A 21,194-nucleotide genomic window follows, 5' to 3' on the forward strand; every position below is an offset into this window, starting at 1 on the left:
TGCGCAGCACAGCGTGCTTGATTTTGGGACGTCTGGCAATGTCGCTCTGTGCCTTCGCGCGGCCATTAATTGCCACCCGTTGTGACGGCTTTATTACTGACCATTATCAGACTATTTATTTCCAGAAAGACAGAATTAGTACCAGTAAATTATTAGAAAACGCATAACCGAGGCGCGTTAATTCCCGGGCGACACTGCGCATAAAAAGGGTGACGTCTTTAATATTTCCGTTTTATATTGAGTCCAGCAGTAACCTGAGCGTTACCTTGAGAAACACTTTTAATTTTGTCCGACTTTTCTTTTAACCAGAGATGCATGGAAAATAGCTTGTACAATCCATATGTTACTGAAGAGATTCGCTGCCCGGCCGGTACATTGCTGGGTTCTTGTTATTCTAAGCCCTACCTACTGGATGATGTTGAGGAAACCAATAATAACGCCGACATAGTTGCATGGAAAAATCACTCTGCAAATGAAGCAGCCTTAATGATTATTCCTGTTGGCGTGAAGCAGCTTAAAAAAATCATTGCCGCGCCGGAGCAATATCATTACTGGCAGCATGAGCAGGTTCGGCTGGCGATTAACTATGAGGCGTTTAAAGAGTGCCGCCTCGCTTTGCCTGAAATAATTCCCGTTTTTCGCTTCTGGCTGATCGACTTTGCGCCGCCCAGTGTCGACTGGCGGCTGATTGAATCTTTTCCTTTTGCCGGCATCGTGTTAAGCGAAGATTTCTTTAACGCTAATTATCAAAAATTCACCTTTCCGTTTTTATTATCTTCATTTGCTGAAAGGGAAATAATGGTTATTGTCCGCAGCACGCAGCCGGCACCGCCCGCTGAGGTGATGCGCGCGCTAAATATAGCGGGCTGGCAGCACCAGCGCCGCGCGTCTGCGCCTTCCCCCTGAATTACCGAGGAAAAACCCAACCGCTAGCGTTATGGACGCAGGCTTTGCGCCATAACGCAGCGTAACCCCCATAAAATGTCGTGCTAATTACGCCCGTAAGTGCAAAGCGCTAAAAAAATCAAACCTCTTAACGTTTTTGCTATAAAATTTAACTCACATGGATTGCGATGCTCACGGGAAGAGCAGCATTGAACACCTGCTTTCTTACGTACTTTATGACGTGAAAACAGCCTAATGCGTTGTTTTCTGTGTTTTTATGGCAAAAAAACGAGGTCGACATTATGGGGAAAAGTTCCTCATCTTTTGGCGTAATTCGTTTCCTGACGGTGCTGTTCGCATTCCTGACGGGCGCGTTTATGCTGATAGGCGGTGGTTGGTTAGCCGCTATCGGAGGTTCCTGGTATTACGTTATCGGCGGTGTGGTTATGCTTATCACCGCTTATCTGCTGTCACGTCGCAAAAGCACTGCGCTGGTTCTCTATGCGCTGCTGCTGATCGGCACCCTGATCTGGGGCGTGTGGGAAGTCGGCACCGACTTCTGGGCCCTTGCGCCGCGCACCGACGTGCTGGTGATTTTCGGCGTCTGGCTGATCCTGCCGTTTGTTTACCGTAGCGTAAACGCGGGCAGCAAAGCCGCGCTGGGCAGCATGGCGGTGGCGCTGATCGCCAGCGCACTGGTGCTGGCGTATGCGGTATTTAACGATCCGCAGACGGTGAACGGCAAGCTGCCGGAAACCGCGCAGAACGCCACGCCGGCGCAGCCGCTGAGCGCGATCGACGACGCTGACTGGCCCGCCTATGCGCGCGACCAGCAGGGCACCCGTTTCTCTCCGCTGAAGCAGATCAACGAAGAGAACGTGAAAAACCTGCAGGTAGCCTGGCAGTTCCAGACCGGCGACCTGAAAACCGCCAACGATCCAGGTGAAATCACCGACGAAGTGACGCCGATTAAAGTCCGCGACACCGTTTATCTCTGCTCACCGCATCAGATCCTGTTCGCGCTCGACGCCACCACCGGCAAGCAGAAGTGGAAATTTGATCCGGGCCTGAAGCCGAATCCGACCTTCCAGCATGTGACCTGCCGTGGCGTCTCTTACCACGAAGTGCCTGCGGCGGCCGACGCGGCAAACAGCCAGCCTGCGCTCTGCTCGCGCCGTATTTACCTGCCGGTAAACGACGGTCGCCTGTTCGCGCTGGATGCGGAAACTGGCGCGCGCTGCCCTGCCTTTGGCAACAACGGCGAGCTGGATCTGCAGCACAAGCAGCCGGTTACCACGCCGGGTCAGTATGAGCCGACCTCTCCGCCGATTATCACCGATACCACTATCGTGATCGCCGGCGCGGTTACCGATAACTACTCGACTCGCGAGCCGTCAGGCGCCATTCGCGGCTTCGACGTCAACACCGGTAAACTGCTGTGGGTCTTCGATCCGGGCGCGAAAGATCCAAACGCGATTCCGACTGACGAACACACCTTCACCATGAACTCGCCTAACTCCTGGGCGCCGGCGGTCTACGATCCGAAACTGGATACCGTTTATCTGCCGATGGGCGTTTCTACCCCGGATATCTGGGGCGGCAACCGCACGCCAGAGCAGGAGCGTTATGCGAGCAGCGTACTGGCGCTGAACGCCACCACCGGTAAGCTGGTCTGGTCATATCAGACCGTGCACCACGACCTGTGGGATATGGATCTGCCGTCGCAGCCGACCCTGGCCGACATCACCGATAAAGACGGTAATACCGTTCCGGTGATCTACGCCCCGGCCAAAACCGGCAACATCTTTGTGCTGGATCGTCGCACCGGCAAGCCGGTGGTGCCCGCGCCGGAGACCCCGGTGCCGCAGGGCGCGGCGAAAGGCGATCACGTGTCGCCGACGCAGCCTTACTCTGAGCTGACCTACCGTCCGAAGAAGAACCTGACGGACAAGGATATGTGGGGCGCGACCCTGTATGACCAGCTGGTGTGCCGCGTGATCTTCAAGCGCCTGCGCTATGAAGGTCCGTTCACGCCGCCGTCTGAGCAGGGCACGCTGGTGTTCCCGGGCAACCTGGGCATGTTCGAATGGGGCGGTATTGCGGTCGATCCGCATCGCCAGATCGCTATTGCCAACCCGATGGCGCTGCCGTTTGTCTCTAAACTGGTGCCGCGCGGTCCAGGCAACCCGATCGAGCCGCCTGAAGGCGCGAACGGCGGTTCTGGTACTGAAACCGGTATCCAGCCGCAGTATGGCGTGCCGTACGGCGTCGAGCTGAACCCGTTCCTGTCGCCGTTTGGTCTACCGTGTAAGCAGCCGGCCTGGGGCTACGTTTCTGCGGTCGACCTGAAGACCAACGAGGTTGTCTGGAAGAAACGTATTGGTACTACGCGCGACAGCGCGCCGGTTCCAATTCCGTTCAAGATGGGTATGCCGATGCTGGGCGGCCCAATCGCGACAGCCGGTAAGGTCTTCTTTATCGGTGCGACCGCAGATAACTATCTGCGCGCCTTCAGCACCGAAACCGGCGAGCAGCTGTGGCAGGCGCGTCTGCCGGCTGGCGGCCAGGCGACGCCGATGACCTATGAAGCGAATGGCAAGCAGTACGTTGTCATCGCGGCGGGCGGTCACGGCTCTTTCGGCACCAAACTGGGCGACTATGTCATCGCCTATGCGCTGCCGGACGAGAAATAAGCCTCTTTGAGGTAAAAAAAAGCGGACTTCGGTCCGCTTTTTTATTGCCAGCTTTAGCCCGCTTTTCTATTTCCCTTCTTTTCGGCTGCGGCGCCAGTTCACCGCGCCACACAACAACATCACCGCCGCCGTCAGCAGAAACACCGGCCGCATGCCGAACGCGCCGCCGACAAACCCGCCAAACAGCGGGCCGCTCACCTGGCCGATATACTGCGCCGAAGTCGAGTAGCCGAGCATGCGGCCAACCTGCCCTTCCGGCACGCTATGACGAATAATCGCCGTGATACAGGGCAGCAGTCCGCCCAGCGCCATGCCCATCAGAAAGCGCAGCGCCACCAGCTGCCACGCGGCGGTGATAAACGCCTGCGGGATCAGCAGCGCCGCGCAGGCGATCAGACCGGCGCTCAGCACGCGCCCGTGGCCGATGCGGTCCGCCAGTCTGCCGAGCCGCGGCGCCGAGAGAATGCTGCCCAGCGCGGCGGCGGCCATCACCAGCCCGGCGGTGACGGTAATCGCGTGGTCGCCCTGCACAAACTGACCGATATAGAGCGTGATAATCGGCTCAATCGACATATTGGCAAAAATCAGCAGCATGCCCGACAGCCACATCAGCCTCACCACGCCGTGGTGGCCAACGTCCGGTGCCTCTTGCGCGCGGCGCGGCGCCGCAGGCTGGCGCGGCAGCTCTTTCAGCAAGAAGGTGGTGGCGAGAAAGGCGAGAAAAATAACGCCGCCGGTCAGCCAGAAGGTATGCCGGATGCCAATCAGCGGCGGCAGCACGCCGCCCAGCAGTGGGCCGACCACGTTGCCCGCCATAATCCCGGACGAGAGCACGCCCAGCGCCCAGCCGGTGTGCGCCTTCGGCGTCTGCGCCGCCACCAGAATCGTCGAGCCGGAGGCGTAGCCGCCGAGCAGCCCCGCCAGCAGCCGCAGCGCCACCAGCTGCCAGGGCGCGGTCGCCATGCCGATCAGCGCCATCGCGATCGCCATGCCGAGGCTGGCGCGGATCAGCATCAGCTTGCGCCCATAGCGATCCGCCAGTCGGCCCCAGAGCGGCGCGGTCAGCGCGGCGCTGAAAAAGGTAGCTCCGTAGGCCAGCCCGGACCAGCGCGCAATCGCCGCCGGCTCGGTCACGCCGAGCTGGCGCACGTAGAGCGGCAGAAACGGCAGCAGCAGCGTCATCGCCACGATGGTGCTGAACGAGCCCAGCACACACACCCATAAGTTACGTTTCCAGATTTGCGCGTCTGGCGCGGCGATCGCTTCCATAAAGCCCCCATGATTGTCCGGCTTTCAGGCTAACGTCGTTGAGGCGCAAACAACAGTGGCGGCGCGATAATTGCCAGACGCCGCCCTTTGTTGCCAGAGAGCAACAATCAGCTGCCAAGCGCGGCAATCAGCGCGTCGCACAGCAGGCTGACCGGCGCGGCGGGCTGCGCCTCGTTCAGCAGCAGGTAGCTCTGCAGGCGGTCCATCTGCCACTCCGCCAGCAGCTGGGTGATTTCGCCGCGCGCCAGCGCCGCCTGCGCCATGTAGGAAGGCAGATAGGCGATGCCGCTGCCCGCCTGCGCGGCATTGAGCAGCGCCATGCTGTTGTTGGCGCGAAAGCGGCTGCGCACGTCGACCGCCAGCCGCTGCTTATCGCGGCGAAAAGGCAGCGCCGCGGTGTGCGCCGGGCCGTGAAACATCAGCAGATCGTGGCGCGGCAGCATATCGGGATGGGTAATGGGCGCGCGCTGCGCCAGATAGGCCGGCGCGGCGTAGAGTCCCCAGTCGATATCGCCCAGCACGCGGACGTGCGCGCCCTGCGGCGCGCGGGCGCGAATAAGGATGGCGACATCCACCTGCTCATCCAGCCGATCGCTGCTGCGATCGGTCAGGTCGAGATCGACGTTGATATGGATATGACGCCGCAGAAAGGGATTAAGCGCGGGCGCCACGCACTGGCAGCCGTAGGTCACCGGCGCCTGTAGCCGCACGTTGCCCGCCGCGTTCTGATGCAGCTGCTGGACGAAAGCGTCGGCGCGATGCATCTCCGCCAGCATGCGGGTACAGAAGGGATAGTAGGCCTGGCCCAGTTCGGTCAGCGCCATGGCGCGCGTGGTGCGCTGCAGCAGCTTAAAGCCCAGCCGCACCTCAAGCCGGGCGATCTCCCGACTGACGTGCGATTTCGACAGGCCGAGCGCGCGCGCGGCCTCGCTAAAGCTTCTGCACTCCACCACGCGGGCGAACATCATCATCGCCGTTAAGTTTTCGCTGTTGTCCATGAGTCTGCTTGTCTGCCGGAAAAAAGCAGACTAAACAATTCAGCGATCCGTGGCACCTGTTTGTTGCGGTCAGCTCGCCATCGCCAGCGGAAACAGCAGCCGGTCCGGCTCGACGCGGCGCTGACGGCGCAGCTGTCCCGGCGTGACGCGGAAATAGTTTTTAAAGGTGCGGGTGTAGGCCTGCTGGGTGTCGAAACCGTAGTTCATCGCCACCTGCAGGATCGCCTCGTTGCTGTTCAGCAGCAGCAGAGCGGACTCCGTCAGCCGGCGCTGGCGAATATATTCCGCCAGCCAAAAGCCGGTGTGCTGACGAAACAGACGCTGCAGATGCCAGCGGGAATAGCCCGAGCGGCGCGACACCTCATCCAGATGCAGATCCTGGCCTAAGTTGCCTTCAATCCACTCCAGCAGGCTACGAATAAATTCGCGCTGATTCATGTGTTCCTCCTGATACGGCATGATGTTCAGTGAGCCCACTGTAGCGCGGAAAATTTATCCCTTAATTAGCGTAAAATTAGCGCAGAATTAGCAACGGGCGCCGCCACACGATTTTAATTCTGTGCTAATAATCGCGGCGTACACTGCAGCTATCTGTATACGAGCACGATTTTCATGCGCGTGCTGCTGGTTGAAGATGATGAGATGATCGGCGCTAACCTGCAGCTGGCGCTGGAGGCCGCAGGCTGGTCGGTTGACTGGGTGCGCGACGGAGTGTTCGCCCATCACGCCTGGAACGAAGGCGGCTACACCTGCGTGCTGCTCGATCTCGGCCTGCCGCGCGACGACGGCCTGCAGGTGCTGAAGCGCGCGCGCGCGCGCGGCGACACCACGCCGGTGCTGATTTTAACCGCGCGCGACACCGTGGCGCAGCGCGTGCAGGGGCTGGACTGCGGCGCCGACGACTACCTTCTCAAACCCTTCGATCTGCAAGAGGTGCTGGCGCGCATGCGTGCAATTACCCGACGTCGCCACGGTGCGGCGGACTCGCTGCTCGGCAGCGGCGACGTCCAGCTGGATATGATGACGCGTGAAGTGCTCTACAAGGGCCAGCGCGAGCAGCTCACCGCGCGCGAATATGCACTGCTTTACGCCCTGCTGGAGCGCCCCGGCGCCATTCTGTCGCGCGAGCAGCTGGAAAACCGCATCTACGGCTGGGGCGAAGAGGTCACCAGCAACGCGGTGGACGTGCTGATCCACGGCATGCGCCGCAAACTCGATAACGACGCCATCCGCAACGTGCGCGGGCTCGGCTGGCGCGTGCCTGCGCTATGAAGCCGTTCACGTTTATGCGCTCCCTGCGCAACAAGCTGCTGAGCACGCTGCTGATTATCCACCTGCTGATGATCGGCGGCGTCACCTGGTACTTCTTCAGCTGCTACGGCGAGATGATCGGCACTATGAAGGATGACCAGCTGACGAAAATCGCCGACGCCTGGGCGACCAATAAAGAGATCCCGGCGCTGATGCCGCTGATGCTGCACGCCGACAAGGTGAAGAGCGCCTACGTGGTGCAGCTGTGGGACAGTAACGGCAAGCTGCGCGCCAGCTCCTGGCCAGAGCTGCACGCGCCGCTGCAGGCGGAAAAAGGCTGGCACGATATCGACGTCGGCAGCTGCGACGAGTGCGGCTGGCGCATCTATACCCGTCCCGGCGAGCCGGGCAGCGAGATCAAAACCATCCAGGTGATGCATAACCTGAGCTATATGCGTTCGGTGATGGTGAAGCGCGCGCTGTCGGCGATTATCCCGCTGATTTTAATGATGCCGCTCTCGCTGCTGGTGATTTGGCTGGTGGTGCGCAAAATTACCCGCGATCTGCGCGTCGCCTCGCGCGAGATCGCCGCGCAGGAGACGCTGCATCCGCATCTGGTGTCGCCAGAGGGGCTGCCGGACGAGATCCTGCCGCTGGTGGAGGCCTACAATTCACTGCTCAACAAGCTGCGCGCCGCCTGGTCGTCGCAGCGCCAGTTTCTGGAAGACGCCGCGCACGAGCTGCGTACCCCGGTGACGGCGGTGACGCTGCAGCTGGAGAATCTGCGTCAGCATATTCAGCCGGGCGAAGCGAGCCGCCAGTTCGATCAGCTGGAGGCGGGCGTGACGCGCACGCGCCATCTGGTGGCGCAGCTGCTCAATATCTCTCGTCAGGAAGATCAAACCGTGGTCGCCTCGGTGGAGCATATCGAGCTGGAGGATCTGCTGAAAGAGAGCATCGAGCAGCTGATGGTGGTGGCCGATAAGCGCGGCATTGACATCGGCTTTAACGGCTCGACCCACTATCGCCTGCAGGCGAGCCGCTCCGAGCTGCGCAGCCTGTTCGACAACCTGATCGGCAACGCTATGCTGCATACCCCGGAAGGGAGCCTGGTAGACGTGCTGCTGCACCGCGTCGGCGACCGCACGGTGGTGGATATCGTCGATAACGGGCCGGGCATGCCGGAGTCCTTTATCGATCGCGCCTTTGACCGCTTTACCCGCGCGCCGACGGTGAAGGCGCAGGGCAGCGGCTTAGGCCTGTCGATTGTGCGCAGCGTCGCCCAGAAGCACCATATTCAGGTTTCCCTCTCAAACTGCCTCAATCCGCAGGGCGCCATCTGCGGGTTGCAGGTGCGCGTTACCCTGCCCTGATTTTCCTGTTCGCGTGCGATGCCGACAACGTAAACGGTTGCGGCGTTCCGTTCGCTGCGGCTTAATTTCGTGACACAGTTCACATTTTCACGTAAATGCAATGCAACACATTTTGACAAACGTGAGCAAAATCTATTTTCTATCGCCCTGTAACGGTCAGGCTACGCAGGTCTAAAACCGGCTGTAAAAAACGGTTACATCTTCGCCGCCCCACTCTGGGATCGATTTCACCTTGGCTGCGTTTCTGCGCGGTCGAAAGCATGTGGTTAATGATAATGAAATTTAAAACCTTGATAGCAGGCGCCTTGCTGGCGACGTCCCTGAGCAGCGGCGCGCAGGCTGCCGAAAGAGACCCGCAGTACCTCTCCGACTGGTGGCATCAGAGCGTTAACGTGGTAGGCAGCTATCACACCCGCTTCGGACCGCAGTTCAACAACGACGTCTATCTGGAATATGAAGCCTTCGCGAAGAAAGACTGGTTCGATTTTTACGGCTACCTCGACCTGACCAACTTCTTCGGCATGGGCAACAGCAACGCCAACGGCATTTTCGACCACGGTTCGCCGATGTTTATGGAAATTGAGCCGCGTTTCTCGATCGATAAGCTGACCGGTACCAGCCTGGCGTTCGGCCCGTTCAAAGAGTGGTATTTCGCCAACAACTATATCTACGATATGGGCCGTAACAGCGATAACCGTCAGAACACCTGGTATATGGGTCTCGGCACCGACATCGACACGCACAGCGACGTCGGCCTGTCGCTGAACGTCTACGCCAAATATCAGTGGGAAAACTACGGCGCGGCGAACGAGAACAGCTGGGATGGTTATCGCTTCAAGGTGAAATATATGGTGCCGATTACTACCCTGTGGGGCGGCAACCTGAGCTATATCGGCTTTACCAACTTTGACTGGGGCTCCGATCTGCGCGACAAGTCAGACGCGTCACGCACCAGCAACTCTATCGCCTCCAGCCATATTCTGTCGCTGGGTTACGATCACTGGCATATCTCTGCCGTGGCGCGTTACTTCCACAACGGCGGCCAGTGGGCGGATGGTCAGGAGCTGAACTTTGGTCGCGGACCGTTTGAAGTGAAATCAACCGGCTGGGGTTACTACCTGGTGGCGGGTTATAACTTCTGATAAAAGCGGGCTAATTGCACGCTTAGAAACAGTGCTGTCGCGTGAGAGCCAGCCCGATCGCAAAGACGCAAAAAGCGGCATCCCTGCCAGCTCGGCCTGCGCCATCCATGGCGCAGGACGCTTTGCTCCTCGGGCTGGCTCTCCCGCTTGCAAGCTTGTTCAGCCGTTTATAAGAAAGGCCTGGCGAGCACTTATTCCTGCGGCTTCTCTACGTTGATACGCCACGGAATACCGAACTTATCGATAAACATCGCGAAGCCGTTTGACCAGAAGGTCTCCTGCCACGGCGTCGTTACTTTCCCGCCAGCCGACAGTTTCTCAAACCAGTCTTTACCCTGCTCAACATCGGTGGTCGACAGGCTGACCGCGTAACCGGCGTGCTCGGATGCCGGCGGCTGATCGGTGTTGCCGTCGCTCAGCATCAGTTCGCCCTCGCCGATGCGCAGCTGGGCGTGCATAATTTTTTCCGGCGGCAGCGGCGGCGCGGATTGATCGCCAACCTGTTCGCCCTGGTCCGGCATATCGCCGAACGTCATTTTATAGAGCAACTCTCCCTCGGTGGCCTGCAGGTAAAAGTCGATGGCCTCTTCACAACGGCCATAGAGAAACAGATAAGGACTGACTTGCATCTTCACCTCCGGTTATCGGTTGGATTTTTTACAGCACCTTAACAGTGTAGACGATCGCCTTTACCTGCTGTTTTTACTGACAATAGCGGCGAAACAGCTGCGCCATGTAGGCGCTCATCGGCGTCAGCGCGGTCTCCTTGCGCTGGATCAGATAGAAGGTCGCTTTCGGCAGCGGATCGTCCAGATCCAGCGCCACCAACTGATGGCCCAGCACCGGATCGTTAATGACGTCCACCGACAGAATGCTGACAAAATCGCTCTGCGCCACCAGGCTGGTGCAGGCCATAAAGGTTTCGCAGGAGACGACAATCTTCGGCGCCATGCCGCGTTCGGCAAACAGATCGTGCAGCAGCCGGTAGTAGCTGCCTTTCGGCGTCGGCATGGTCCAGTCGCACTGCTGCAGTTCCGCCAGCGAGCGCGCCTTCTCCATCGGGTGTCCCTTGCGCACCACCACCTTGTAGTCGCGCTGCATCATCTGCTCAAAGCTCAGCTCCTGATCGAGATGGCTTTGATCGTAGGTGTTGATGGTGAAATCCAGTTCGCCCTGGCGCAGTTCCGGGATCATCGACACCAGCTGTCCCTCCACGATGCGCACCTTCACCAGCGGATATTCGCGGTGAAACTGGGTGATCACCTGCGGCATGATGGTGCGCGCCACGCTGCCGCCGACGCCGATATTGACCCGTCCGCCCGCCAGTCCAAGCCGCTGCTGAATATCCTCCTGCGCCACACGTAATTCTTCCAGCACCAGGCTGGCATGGCGAAAAAAGTTATCACCCACGTCGGTCATCACCACACCCTGCTGGCGGCGAATAAACAGCCGCGCCCCTAAAACCTGCTCCAGCTCCTGAATCGCTTTGGTCAGCGCAGGCTGGGAAATACCGGAAAGTCTGCTTGCGGCGCGGATGCTTCCCTGACGCGCCACCTCGACGAAGGCGCGCAGCTGATGCAATTTAAGCTGTGACGGCATGATAACCACTGTTTATCAGGAGAAAGATATTCGCATCTTATGCGGCCAGAGAGGCTTGTGTAAATTCGGGGCTGTGCATAAAAAACCAACAATAAGGATTTCCTATGACAACCCTCTCTGAGCAGGTCCAGGCGCTGACGCCACAGATGCAAAGCTGGCGGCGCGATCTTCATCAGTTCGCTGAATCCGGCTGGCTGGAATTTCGCACCGCGACGCGGGTGGCCGACGCGCTGCATCAGCTGGGCTATCGGCTGCAGCTGGGCCGCGAGGTGATCGACGCCGAGGCGCGCATGGGGCTGCCCGACGCCGAGACGCTGAAGCAGCAGGAGGCGCGCGCGCTGCAGCAGGGCGCGCTGCAGCAGTGGCTGTCCCACTTTTCCGGCGGCTTTTGCGGCATCGTCGCCACGCTGGAGACCGGTCGCCCCGGCCCGGTGATGGGCTTCCGCGTCGATATGGACGCGCTGGATCTTAACGAGAGCCAGGCACCCGATCACCTGCCGCAGCGCGAGGGTTTCGCCTCCTGCAACGCCGGCATGATGCACGCCTGCGGCCACGATGGCCATACCACTATCGGGCTGGCGCTTGCCCGCGTGCTGATGGCGATGAAATCGCAGCTAAGCGGCACCATCAAGCTGATCTTCCAGCCCGCCGAAGAGGGCGTGCGCGGCGCGAAGGCGATGGTGGCGGCGGGCGTGGTGGACGATGTCGATCTCTTTACCGCCATTCATCTCGGCACCGGCGTGCCGGCGGGCGAGCTGGTGTGCGGCAGCGACAGCTTTCTCGCCACCACCAAGCTGGACGTCCATTTTACCGGCGTCGGGGCGCACGCGGGCGGCAAGCCTGAAGAGGGCCGCAACGCCCTGCTGGCGGCGGCGCAGGCGACGCTGGGGCTGCACGGCCTGCCGCAGCACAGCGGCGGCGTGGCGCGCGTTAACGTCGGCGTGCTGCAGGCGGGAACCGGGCGCAACGTGGTGGCCGACACCGCGCTGATGAAGGTCGAGACGCGCGGCGTCAGCAATCAGGTCAACGATGACATCTACCAGCAGGCGCTGCGCATTATCGCCGGCGCGGCGGCGATGTACGGCGTGGAGTATGAGGTGAAACTGATGGGCGCGGCGCGCAGCTGTACACCGACCCAGCCCTGGGTCGACTTTCTTCACCAGCAGGCGGAGGCGCTCGGCATCTTCGACTCGGTGGTGGATCGCAAGGCGCAGGCGGCCGGTTCAGAGGATGCCACCTACATGATGGAGCGCGTCAAGCAGCGCGGCGGTCAGGCGACCTACGCGATTTTCGGCTGCGAGCTGGCGGCGGGCCATCACAATGCCCGCTTCGACTTTGACGAAGGCGTGATGGGCAAAGCGGTACAGATGCTGGCGACGCTGGCGCTCAACCAGGCGCAGTTCGGCGGTGCGCGATGAACGCAGATTTCCTTGCCGACTATATTGACGCCAGCCAGGCACGCTTTACCGCCCTCAGCGACGCCATCTGGGACACACCGGAAACCCGCTTCGCCGAAACCCGCTCCAGCGCGCTGCTGGCCGACGCGCTGGAGCGCGAGGGCTTCGCCGTCACGCGCGGCGTCGGCAATATTGAGACCGCCTTCGTCGCCAGCCTGGGCGAAGGCAAACCGGTGATTGCCATTCTCGGCGAGTTCGACGCGCTGGCCGGGCTGAGCCAGCGGGCGGGCTGCGCGCGGCCAGAGCCGCTGGAGCAGAACGGCAACGGCCACGGCTGCGGTCATAATCTGCTCGGCACCGCCGGCGTGGCGGCGGCGTTCGCGCTCAAGGCGTGGCGCGAGCAGCACGGCGGGCGCGGCACGCTGCGCTTTTACGGCTGCCCCGGCGAAGAGGGCGGCTCCGGCAAAACTTTTATGGTGCGCGAGGGGCTGTTCGACGACGTCGACGCCGCCGTCACCTGGCATCCCGAGGGCTTCAGCGGCCTGTTTAACCTCAGCACCCTCGCCAATATTCAGGCGGCGTTTCACTTTAAGGGCGTGGCGGCGCACGCCGCCAATTCGCCGCATCTGGGACGCAGCGCGCTTGATGCGGTGACGCTGATGAACACCGGCGCCAACTTCCTGCGCGAGCATATCGTGCAGGAGGCGCGGCTGCACTATGCGGTGACCAACAGCGGCGGCGTCTCGCCCAACGTGGTGCAGGCCGACGCCGAGGTGCTCTACCTGATCCGCGCGCCGGAGCTGCCTCAGGCGCAGGAAATCTACCAGCGCGTGATCAATATCGCCAAAGGCGCGGCGCTGATGACCGACACCCAGCTCACCGTGCGCTTCGATAAGGCGTGCTCTAACTACGTGCCGAACCGCGCGCTGGAGGCGGTGATGGAGCGCTATTTGCATCACTTTGGCCTGCCGCACTACAGCGACAGCGAGCGCGCCTTCGCCGCCGAGATCCGCGCCACGCTCAGCGAGGACGATCTGCGCAACGCGCGGCTTAACGCGGCGCGCACCGGCGGCGAGGCGGGCGCGGCCTGGATTGAGGCGCACGGCGACAAGCTGCTGATGGACGAGGTGGCGCCCTGCGCCGCAACGCGCGAGCTGCTCTACGGCTCAACCGACGTCGGCGACGTCAGCTGGGTGACGCCGGTGGCGCAGTGCTTTGCGCCCTGCTTCACCTTCGGTACGCCGCTGCACACCTGGCAGCTGGTGGCGCAGGGCCGCACCAGCATCGCGCATAAGGGCATGCTGCTGGCGGCTAAGGTGATGGCCGCCACGGTGCTGGATCTGCTCACCGATGAAGAGGCGCTGGAACGCTGCCGCGCTGAATTTAGACGGGCGCGCCGCGCGCAGCCCTATAGCTGTCCGATTCCCGAAGGCGTGACGCCTTCAAAACTGGCCAACTGAGCCGCGGCCGCGCCGCAGGCGCGGACCGATAACACAATAAAAAACGCAAACACGACCATACAAGACGAGGAATATCATGACCCTAATGTCGGAGAATCGCAGCCCTGGGAAAGTGTTCGGCTGGATCGAGCGGGTCGGCAATAAAGTGCCGAATCCCTTTCTGCTGTTTGTTTATCTGATTGTGGTGCTGATGGTGGCGACCGCCATTATCAGCAGCCTCGATCTGGCGGTGAAAAATCCGGTCAGCGGCGAGCTGGTGCGAGTCAACAATCTGCTGAGCGTCGCGGGCCTGCAGTGGATCCTGCCCAACATCATTAAAAACTTCAGCGGCTTTACGCCGCTCGGCTCGATTCTGGCGCTGGTGCTCGGCGCGGGTCTGGCGGAAAGGGTCGGCCTGCTGCAGTCGCTGATGGTGAAGATGGCGTCGCGCGTCAGCCGCCGCTACGCCAGCTATATGGTGCTGTTTATCGCCTTTTTCAGCCATATCTCCTCTGATGCCGCGCTGGTGGTGATGCCGCCGCTCGGCGCGCTGATCTTTCTCGCCGTGGGGCGTCATCCGGTGGCGGGCCTGCTGGCGGCCATCGCCGGCGTCGCCTCCGGCTTTACCGCCAACCTGCTGATCGTCACCACCGACGTGCTGCTCTCCGGCATCAGCACCGAGGCGGCGAAGGCGGTGAGCGACACGGTGCACGTCAGCGTGATCGACAACTGGTTCTTTATGGCCACCTCGGTGATCGTGCTGACCGTGGCGGGCGCCATTCTCACCGACAAATTTGTCGAACCGCGCCTGCCACTGTGGCAAGAAGGCAGCAGCGAGCGACTGGCGGCGCTGACGCCGCTTGAAAATCGCGGCCTGCGTGCGGCGGGCATCGCGGCGCTGCTGTTTATCGGTGTGATGGCGCTGCTGGTGGTGCCGGAACACGCGCCGCTGCGCGATCCGAAAACCGGCGGTATCGTGCCGTCGCCCTTTATTAAGGGCATTGTGCCGATCATCATCCTCTTCTTCTTTGTGGTGGCGATCGTCTATGGCGCGGTGACGAAGCAGATCCGCCGCCCGGACGATATTCCGCAGCTGCTGGTGGAGCCGATGAAGAGCATGGCGGGCTTTATCGTGATGGTGTTTCCGCTGTCGCAGTTCGTCGCCTTCTTCAACTGGAGCAACATGGGCAAGTTTATGGCCATCGGGCTGACTGACGTGCTGGAGAGCGCGGGCATCAGCGGCGCGCCCGCCTTTCTCGGCCTGATGTTTCTGTCGGCGTTTCTCTGCATGTTTATCGCCAGCGGCTCGGCCATCTGGTCAATCCTCGCCCCGGTGTTCGTGCCGATGTTTATGCTGCTCGGTTTTCATCCCGCTTTCGCCCAGATGATCTTCCGCATCGCCGACTCGGCGGTGCTGCCGCTGGCGCCGATGTCGCCCTTTCTGCCGCTGTTTCTCTCTTTCCTGCAGCGCTACCAGAAGGACGCGCAGCTCGGCACCTATTACGTGCTGATTTTCCCCTACCCGCTGGTGTTTTTTATCACCTGGATCGCGCTGCTGCTCGCCTGGTATGCGCTGGGTCTGCCTATCGGTCCGGGCGTCTGGCCGCAGATGCCGTAGCGGCTTCGCCAGGGACGGCGAAAAGTGCAACGTACGTTGCTAAATACTCACTAACAACCCTCTCGGCAAGGATCGCCGAATTGATTATTCTGCTCTCTCTTCGCTTGCTAACGGTTAATTATTTTTACAACGTCGCCACGCCGTTAGCGGGACAGGCAAACATCGTCACACCGAGGTTCACAACATCATGACAACCACCTGCACTCCAGGGATGGCGCCGGGGTTCGCTGCGCCGTCGCCGCATAACAGCTTAGCGGGGCGCATCGACGCGCTGCCTTCATCGCGCGGACTGTGGCGTTTTATTACGCTGCTGGCGCTCGGCGGCTTCTTTGAACTCTACGATCTGTTTGAAACCGGCTATATCAGCTCAGGTTTGCTGGCCGCGGGCGTGTTCCACACCGGCAGCGCAGGTGTGTTCGGCATCGCCGATCAGGCCGCCTTCGCCTCTGCTACCTTTCTCGGCCTGTTTGTCGGCGCCAGCCTGCTCGCGCCCTATGCCGACCGCTTCGGCCGCCGCCTGACCTTTATGTGCGCGCTGGCGTGGTATGGCATTTTCTCGCTGCTGATGGCCTTTCAGCAGAGCGCAGAGATGATTATTCTGTTTCGCTTTCTGGTAGGCATCGGCCTCGGCATCGAACTGGTGACCATCGACACCTACCTCTCGGAGTGGGTGCCGACGCATCTGCGCAGCCGCGCCTTCGCCTTTTCGTTTTTCGTGCAGTTTCTCTCTGTGCCGACCGTGGCGCTGATGTCCTGGTGGCTGGTGCCGCAGACGCTGTTAAGCCTGGAGGGCTGGCGCTGGGTGGTGATCGCGGGCGCGCTCTGTTCGCTGATCATCTGGTTTATCCGCAAGGATCTGCCGGAGTCGGCGCGCTGGCTGGCGCAGCAGGGGCGTCATCAGGAGGCGCATCAGGTGCTGAGCGCGATGGAGAAACGCTGCGGCGTTGCGCCTGGCGCTGACTTCCCGCCGGATGACGCGGCGGCGCAGCTGCCGAAACGCGGTCGGTTCAGTGAGATCTGGGCGCCGGCCTACCGCAAGCGCACCCTGATGCTGGTGGTGATGAACTTCTTTCAGGCGATCGGCTTTTTCGGCTTCGGCAACTGGCTGCCGGCGCTGCTGTCCGGCAAGGGCGCGACCGTGACCCACAGCCTGCTCTACGCCTTTTTTATCACCCTCGCCTACCCGCTCGGCTCGCTGATTTGCAGCCGCTACGCCGATAAGATCGAGAACAAATGGCAGATCGTTTTATCCTGCCTGATGACGGTGGTGTTCGGCACGCTGTTCGCTTTTCAGACCAGCCCGGTAATGCTGATCCTTTGCGGCTTTCTCATCACCTACTCCAACGCCTGGCTGACCTTTAGCTATCACGCCTACCAGACGGAGATTTTCCCCACCCATATCCGCGCCCGCGCGGTCGGCTTTTGCTACTCCTTTAGCCGCCTCTCGACGGTGTTTAGCAGCATTCTGATCGGAATGATTTTGCAGTATGCGGGCAGCCAGGGCGTTATCGCCTTTATCGTGCTGAGTATGCTGATGGTGATGCTGTCGGTGGGGATTTACGGGCCGAAAACGCGCGGTATCGATCTGGAGAATATCTGAGTGAAAAAGACGCTCCAGCCTTAGCCGGAGCGTCCCGATACAGGTTTACTGATTTTCCAGCTGATGGATATCCGCGCTGCCCTGATAAGGCTGGATGGTCTTATCTTTACGCAGCTTCGCCACATCCTTCGCCGTAACGTCCGCTTTGCCGCCGTTGCCCCAGCTGGTGCGGATAAAGTTCACCACGTCCGCCACCTGCTGATCGTCAAGCCGCCAGCCGAACGCCGGCATGGTGATGGTTGACGGCGCGCCTTTCACGCCCGGCAGCGCGCCGCCCGCCAGCACGATATGGATCAGCGAAGTGGGATCGTCGGTCATCACCACCGGATTGCCGCGCAGCGCCGGGAAAAAGCGCTGATAGCCGCTGCCGTCGGTTTTATGACAGGCGGCGCAGCTGTCCACATAGACCGACGCGCCGGTCGCGCTGTCGTCGCCTTTCCACAGCGCTTTCGCCGTGGCGTCATCGACGCTAAAGGCCGCCTGGTTCGGGTCTTTCGCGCCGAGCGACTTCAGGTAGTGGGCAATGGCGGTGATATCTTCGTCGCTGAGGTGCTGCAGGCTGTGCTCGACCACCTCGGTCATGCCGCCGAACGCGGCGGTATGGTCGTTGCGGCCGTAGCGCAGGAACTGGCGCAGATCCTCTTCGCTCCAGCGTCCCAGCCCGTCGCGGTTGTCGCCGCGCAAATTGCTGGCGGTCCAGCCGTCAATCGGCGCGCTGCTGCCCGCCAGATAGTCGCTGCCTTCACCGTTGTTCAGCGCTTTCTCCTGCATGGTGATGCTGCGCGGCGTATGGCAGGCGCCACAGTGGCCCAGGCCTTCCACCAGATAACGACCGCGCGCCAGCGCCGGATCCTCCTGCGCCATCGGCTGAAACGCCTTCACGTCCGGCGCGAACATCGTGCGCCAGATCGCCAGCGGCCAGCGCATCGACAGCGGCCAGGGAATGTCGCTTTTGTGATTAGCCTGCTCGACCGGCGCGACGCCGTGCATAAAGTATGCGTAGAGCGCCTGCATATCCTCGTCGCTCACCACCGCGTAGGAGGGATACGGCATCGCCGGGTAGAGCGTATCGCCGTTCTTCGCCACGCCGTGACGCACCGCCTTCTGGAAGTCGTCGTAGCTGTAGTCGCCAATGCCGGTCGCTTTATCCGGGGTGATATTGGTGGAGTAGATAGTGCCAATCGGCGTCGCCATCGGCAGGCCGCCGGCAAAGGGTTTACCCTCTTTGCTGGTGTGGCAGGCGACGCAGTCGCCCGCGCGCGCCAGATACTCGCCGCGTTTTACCCGATCGCCGCCGTTGTCGTCCGCCAGCGCGGCAAAGGTCATCGTGCCCAGAATCAGGGCCAGTAAGCCGTTTTTCATCGCCATTTCCTTATGCCTGCACCAGTGGACCCGGGTTTTTCAGATACTGTTCGCGGATCGCTTTCGCCGACCAGTAGGTCAGCGCCGCCACCATACCGGTCGGGTTGTAGCCCAGCCCCTGCGGGAAGGCGGACGCGCCCGGCACAAAGACGTTCGGCACGTCCCAGCTCTGCAGATAGCGGTTCACCGCGCTGGTGGTGGGATCCTCGCCCATAATGGCGCCGCCGTTCATATGCGTGGTTTGATAGACCGTGGTGTCAAAGTGCGTGCCCGGTTTTTTCGCGCCGCCGATGATCATCTTCGGACTCATCGCTTCGGCAATTTTGTGCATCTTGCCGACCATAAACTGCGCCATTTTGATGTCGTTATCCTGCCAGTCAAAGGTCATGCGCAGCAGCGGCTGGCCGTGGGCGTCTTTGTAGTTGGGATCGAGATCGAGATAGTTGGCGCGGTAGGACTGATGCGCGCCGTGGGCGTCCATCGAGATATGGTGCGTGTAGGTGTCCGCCACCGCCGCTTTCCACTTGCTGCCCCAGTTGGGCGTGCCGGTTGGCGTCGGCAGACCGGAGATCGGCTTGGTGCCCGCCTGGTTGACCCAGAACGGCGAGCCGCCGACGAAGCCGTGCGGCCCGTGGTCGAAGTTGTCGGCGTTGAAGTCGTCGACGCCAACGCCCGCGCCGCCCGCGCCGATAAACGGGTTGGTGGTGGTGTTCTTGTCGAACAGCGCCTTCAGGGTAGAGATGTTCTGATAGGCGAAGTTGCGGCCGACGGTGCCTTCGTTAGTGATCGGGTTATAGGGTTTGCCGATGCCGGAGAGCAGCATCAGGTGCACGTTGTGGAACTGGAACGCCGAGAGGATCACCAGATCCGCCGGCTGCACCACCTCGCGGCCCTGCGCGTCGACATAGGTAACGCCGGTGGCGCGCTTTTTGTCGTCGGTAAGGTTGACGCGCAGCACGTAAGAATTATTACGCAGCTCGAACTTCGGCTCCTGGCGCAGCGCGGGCAGAATGTTGACGTTCGGCGACGCTTTCGAGTACATGTAGCAGGCGTAGCCGCTGCAGTAGCCGCAGAAGTTGCACGGCCCCATCTGCGCGCCGTAGGTATTGGTGTACGGGCCGGAGGTGTTGGCCGACGGCAGATCGTACGGGTGATAGCCCACCGATTTCGCCGCCTCGGCGAACAGCTGCGCCGAGTAAGTGCGCTTCTGCGCCGGCAGCGGGAATGTGTCAGAGCGATCCGGCGCGAACGGGTTGCCGCCGTTCTCCTTGCCAACCACCTGGCCTTTGATGCTCCACGGCGTGCCGGAGGTGCCAAACACCTTTTCCGCCTTGTCGAAGAACGGCTCCAGCTCGTCATAGGTGACGCCAAAATCCTGGATGGTCATCCCTTCCGGGATAAAGTTTTTGCCGTAGCGCTCTTCATAGTGGCTGCGCTGGCGCAGCTCGGTGGGATCGACGCGGAAGTGGACGCCAGACCAGTGCAGCCCCGCGCCGCCGGTGCCGGTGCCCGGCAGAAACGCCGCCAGCTGGCGATAGGGCACCGCCGTCTGCGAGGCGTCGTGGCGAATGGTCACGGTACTTTTCGACAGATCCTGGAACAGCTTTTTGCGGATATTGTAGGTCAGCTCGTCAATCGACTGCGGATAAGATCCGTCTGGATAGGTATCGCGATGCGGGCCGCGCTCCAGCGCCACCACGTTCAGACCCGCTTCGGTCAGCTCTTTCGCCATAATCGCCCCGGCCCAGCCGAAACCAACGATCACCGCGTCTGCTTTTTTCATTTCGTTTGCCATGATTACGCGCGCTCCCCGCGAATCGATACTGACGGGAACGGATAGCGCTCACCGCGCTCTACCCAGTCCATAAAGTCGGCGCGCGCGCCGGGGAAGCCGATCAGCTTCCAGCCCACCATATTCTGGTTGCCGCCGTGGATCGGATCGCTAAAGAAGCCTTCGCGGGTGTTCTGGATCAGAAAGGCAAAGAAGGTTTTCGCCGGCAGCTGGCGGAAGTCGGCCTCGCCGCTCTCCATCGCCTGCAGCAGCGCGTCCTGCTGCTCGCCGCTAAGATCGGCGAACACCTTGCCGTGCTGGCGCTTGCTGTAGTCGTCGGCGTCCGCCAGCCCCAGACGGTAGATCTGCTGCGGCACCAGCGGCAGCTGATAGCCCAGCTCTTTCGGCAGGTCGGGATTAAACGGCCCCTGCATATACCAGTTGGCGCCGGTGGCGTACGGCGTGTTCATCTGGCGGTCGATAAACTCCGGCACGCCCGCTTCCAGCGCGCCTGGCCCGCGCTCGTCGTTGGGGATCAGGCGCGCGACGGCTGCCTTAATAAAGGCGAACTCTTCAGCGGTAAACCAGTTGGGCTGGTAGTCGCGCGCGGGTTGCGCGGCGGCGGGATCGGCAGCCTGCACGGCCGGCGCCACGCTGAAGCCGCCGACGACGGCGCTGCCCGCCGCCATAGCGGGCGCCAGCGCGATGGTTTTTAACAGAAAGTCCCTGCGTGTCTGCCCACGTTTTTGTTCTGACATGACATTGCCTCATTACCGCCTGTCGTGCGGCATGAAAGT

17 protein-coding genes are annotated in these 21,194 nt (G+C 61.2%); 9 read left to right on the plus strand and 8 right to left on the minus strand.

Translation table 11 applies throughout. The annotated features are described in order from the left end of the window. Nucleotides 1–327: 327 nt before the first annotated feature. Together MC269_RS16870 and MC269_RS16875 are read left to right on the plus strand one after the other, a co-directional pair. Nucleotides 328–906 (plus strand): hypothetical protein, encoded by a 579-nt coding sequence (locus MC269_RS16870; protein ID WP_239953103.1) that lies wholly within the window; start codon nucleotides 328–330, stop codon nucleotides 904–906. 281 nt (nucleotides 907–1,187) lie between these two features. After that, on the plus strand, nucleotides 1,188–3,578 hold the full coding sequence (locus tag MC269_RS16875) for a glucose/quinate/shikimate family membrane-bound PQQ-dependent dehydrogenase (protein ID WP_239953104.1): 2,391 nt from the start codon (nucleotides 1,188–1,190) through the stop codon (nucleotides 3,576–3,578). A 66-nt stretch (nucleotides 3,579–3,644) separates the two neighbouring features. On the opposite strand, the gene MC269_RS16880 is transcribed toward MC269_RS16875, so the two are convergent. The 3 genes from MC269_RS16880 to MC269_RS16890 form a co-directional block, all read right to left on the minus strand. After that, the gene (locus MC269_RS16880; protein WP_239953105.1) at nucleotides 3,645–4,847 is read right to left on the minus strand and encodes an MFS transporter; all 1,203 of its coding nucleotides are present in this window, start codon (nucleotides 4,845–4,847) and stop codon (nucleotides 3,645–3,647) included. Between the two features lie 107 nt (nucleotides 4,848–4,954). Further along, the gene (locus tag MC269_RS16885; protein ID WP_239953106.1) at nucleotides 4,955–5,845 is read right to left on the minus strand and encodes a LysR family transcriptional regulator; all 891 of its coding nucleotides are present in this window, start codon (nucleotides 5,843–5,845) and stop codon (nucleotides 4,955–4,957) included. Nucleotides 5,846–5,914: 69 nt separating this feature from the next. Beyond that, on the minus strand, nucleotides 5,915–6,283 hold the full coding sequence (locus MC269_RS16890) for a helix-turn-helix domain-containing protein (RefSeq protein ID WP_239953107.1): 369 nt from the start codon (nucleotides 6,281–6,283) through the stop codon (nucleotides 5,915–5,917). A 174-nt stretch (nucleotides 6,284–6,457) separates the two neighbouring features. Here MC269_RS16890 and MC269_RS16895 point away from each other — a divergent pair, with 174 nt between their 5' ends. From MC269_RS16895 to MC269_RS16905, 3 genes are all read left to right on the plus strand, one after another. Next, nucleotides 6,458–7,117: a response regulator gene (locus tag MC269_RS16895; protein ID WP_239953108.1), complete on the plus strand. Its 660-nt coding sequence runs from the start codon at nucleotides 6,458–6,460 to the stop codon at nucleotides 7,115–7,117. Beyond that, nucleotides 7,114–8,469 (plus strand): HAMP domain-containing sensor histidine kinase, encoded by a 1,356-nt coding sequence (locus tag MC269_RS16900; RefSeq protein WP_081140687.1) that lies wholly within the window; start codon nucleotides 7,114–7,116, stop codon nucleotides 8,467–8,469. Before MC269_RS16895 ends, MC269_RS16900 begins: the two co-directional genes overlap by 4 nt. 275 nt (nucleotides 8,470–8,744) lie before the next feature. Beyond that, entirely contained in the window at nucleotides 8,745–9,611 is an 867-nt protein-coding gene (locus tag MC269_RS16905) for a nucleoside-specific channel-forming protein Tsx (protein WP_239953109.1), read from the plus strand. 191 nt (nucleotides 9,612–9,802) lie between these two features. On the opposite strand, the gene yjdN is transcribed toward MC269_RS16905, so the two are convergent. Further along, a complete protein-coding gene (gene yjdN, locus MC269_RS16910) occupies nucleotides 9,803–10,240 on the minus strand; it encodes a VOC family metalloprotein YjdN (protein WP_239953110.1) in 438 nt (145 codons plus the stop codon). 73 nt (nucleotides 10,241–10,313) lie between these two features. Further along, nucleotides 10,314–11,210, minus strand: coding sequence for a LysR family transcriptional regulator (locus MC269_RS16915; RefSeq protein WP_239953111.1), 897 nt, complete (start codon nucleotides 11,208–11,210; stop codon nucleotides 10,314–10,316). 104 nt (nucleotides 11,211–11,314) lie between these two features. Here MC269_RS16915 and MC269_RS16920 point away from each other — a divergent pair, with 104 nt between their 5' ends. From MC269_RS16920 to MC269_RS16935, 4 genes are all read left to right on the plus strand, one after another. Further along, a complete protein-coding gene (locus tag MC269_RS16920; protein WP_239953112.1) occupies nucleotides 11,315–12,628 on the plus strand; it encodes an amidohydrolase in 1,314 nt (437 codons plus the stop codon). Further along, on the plus strand, nucleotides 12,625–14,067 hold the full coding sequence (locus tag MC269_RS16925; RefSeq protein WP_239953113.1) for a M20 family metallopeptidase: 1,443 nt from the start codon (nucleotides 12,625–12,627) through the stop codon (nucleotides 14,065–14,067). The genes MC269_RS16920 and MC269_RS16925 overlap by 4 nt, the downstream gene beginning before the upstream one ends. A 76-nt stretch (nucleotides 14,068–14,143) precedes the next feature. Then, nucleotides 14,144–15,664, plus strand: a complete 1,521-nt coding sequence (gene abgT / locus MC269_RS16930) for a p-aminobenzoyl-glutamate transporter (protein WP_239953114.1) — start codon at nucleotides 14,144–14,146, stop codon at nucleotides 15,662–15,664. Between the two features lie 187 nt (nucleotides 15,665–15,851). After that, complete coding sequence (locus MC269_RS16935) at nucleotides 15,852–17,264, plus strand: MFS transporter (RefSeq protein ID WP_239953115.1); 1,413 nt, start codon at nucleotides 15,852–15,854, stop codon at nucleotides 17,262–17,264. Between the two features lie 45 nt (nucleotides 17,265–17,309). Here MC269_RS16935 and MC269_RS16940 read toward each other — a convergent pair whose 3' ends face one another. The 3 genes from MC269_RS16940 to MC269_RS16950 are packed head-to-tail and all read right to left on the minus strand — an operon-like array spanning nucleotide 17,310 to nucleotide 21,155. Next, the gene (locus tag MC269_RS16940) at nucleotides 17,310–18,626 is read right to left on the minus strand and encodes a cytochrome c (protein ID WP_239953116.1); all 1,317 of its coding nucleotides are present in this window, start codon (nucleotides 18,624–18,626) and stop codon (nucleotides 17,310–17,312) included. A gap of 10 nt (nucleotides 18,627–18,636) precedes the next feature. After that, nucleotides 18,637–20,421: a GMC family oxidoreductase gene (locus tag MC269_RS16945; RefSeq protein ID WP_239953117.1), complete on the minus strand. Its 1,785-nt coding sequence runs from the start codon at nucleotides 20,419–20,421 to the stop codon at nucleotides 18,637–18,639. A 2-nt stretch (nucleotides 20,422–20,423) separates the two neighbouring features. Further along, entirely contained in the window at nucleotides 20,424–21,155 is a 732-nt protein-coding gene (locus tag MC269_RS16950; RefSeq protein ID WP_239953118.1) for a gluconate 2-dehydrogenase subunit 3 family protein, read from the minus strand. Between the last annotated feature and the right edge of the window lie 39 nt (nucleotides 21,156–21,194).

Source organism: Pantoea sp. Z09 (assembly GCF_022394795.1).
In the GTDB taxonomy this organism is placed as follows: Bacteria; Pseudomonadota; Gammaproteobacteria; order Enterobacterales; family Enterobacteriaceae; genus Pantoea; species Pantoea latae.

Bases quoted from the DNA above. Each gene is read 5' to 3' on its own strand.
- MC269_RS16940 (WP_239953116.1), bottom strand. From the start codon at position 18,626: ATGAAAAACGGCTTACTGGCCCTGATTCTGGGCACGATGACCTTTGCC.
- MC269_RS16890 (WP_239953107.1), bottom strand. From the start codon at position 6,283: ATGAATCAGCGCGAATTTATTCGTAGCCTGCTGGAGTGGATTGAAGGC.
- MC269_RS16905 (WP_239953109.1), top strand. From the start codon at position 8,745: ATGAAATTTAAAACCTTGATAGCAGGCGCCTTGCTGGCGACGTCCCTG.
- abgT (WP_239953114.1), top strand. From the start codon at position 14,144: ATGACCCTAATGTCGGAGAATCGCAGCCCTGGGAAAGTGTTCGGCTGG.
- MC269_RS16885 (WP_239953106.1), bottom strand. From the start codon at position 5,845: ATGGACAACAGCGAAAACTTAACGGCGATGATGATGTTCGCCCGCGTG.
- MC269_RS16935 (WP_239953115.1), top strand. From the start codon at position 15,852: ATGACAACCACCTGCACTCCAGGGATGGCGCCGGGGTTCGCTGCGCCG.
- MC269_RS16880 (WP_239953105.1), bottom strand. From the start codon at position 4,847: ATGGAAGCGATCGCCGCGCCAGACGCGCAAATCTGGAAACGTAACTTA.
- MC269_RS16950 (WP_239953118.1), bottom strand. From the start codon at position 21,155: ATGTCAGAACAAAAACGTGGGCAGACACGCAGGGACTTTCTGTTAAAA.
- MC269_RS16925 (WP_239953113.1), top strand. From the start codon at position 12,625: ATGAACGCAGATTTCCTTGCCGACTATATTGACGCCAGCCAGGCACGC.
- MC269_RS16945 (WP_239953117.1), bottom strand. From the start codon at position 20,421: ATGGCAAACGAAATGAAAAAAGCAGACGCGGTGATCGTTGGTTTCGGC.
- MC269_RS16875 (WP_239953104.1), top strand. From the start codon at position 1,188: ATGGGGAAAAGTTCCTCATCTTTTGGCGTAATTCGTTTCCTGACGGTG.
- MC269_RS16915 (WP_239953111.1), bottom strand. From the start codon at position 11,210: ATGCCGTCACAGCTTAAATTGCATCAGCTGCGCGCCTTCGTCGAGGTG.
- MC269_RS16920 (WP_239953112.1), top strand. From the start codon at position 11,315: ATGACAACCCTCTCTGAGCAGGTCCAGGCGCTGACGCCACAGATGCAA.
- MC269_RS16895 (WP_239953108.1), top strand. From the start codon at position 6,458: ATGCGCGTGCTGCTGGTTGAAGATGATGAGATGATCGGCGCTAACCTG.
- MC269_RS16900 (WP_081140687.1), top strand. From the start codon at position 7,114: ATGAAGCCGTTCACGTTTATGCGCTCCCTGCGCAACAAGCTGCTGAGC.
- yjdN (WP_239953110.1), bottom strand. From the start codon at position 10,240: ATGCAAGTCAGTCCTTATCTGTTTCTCTATGGCCGTTGTGAAGAGGCC.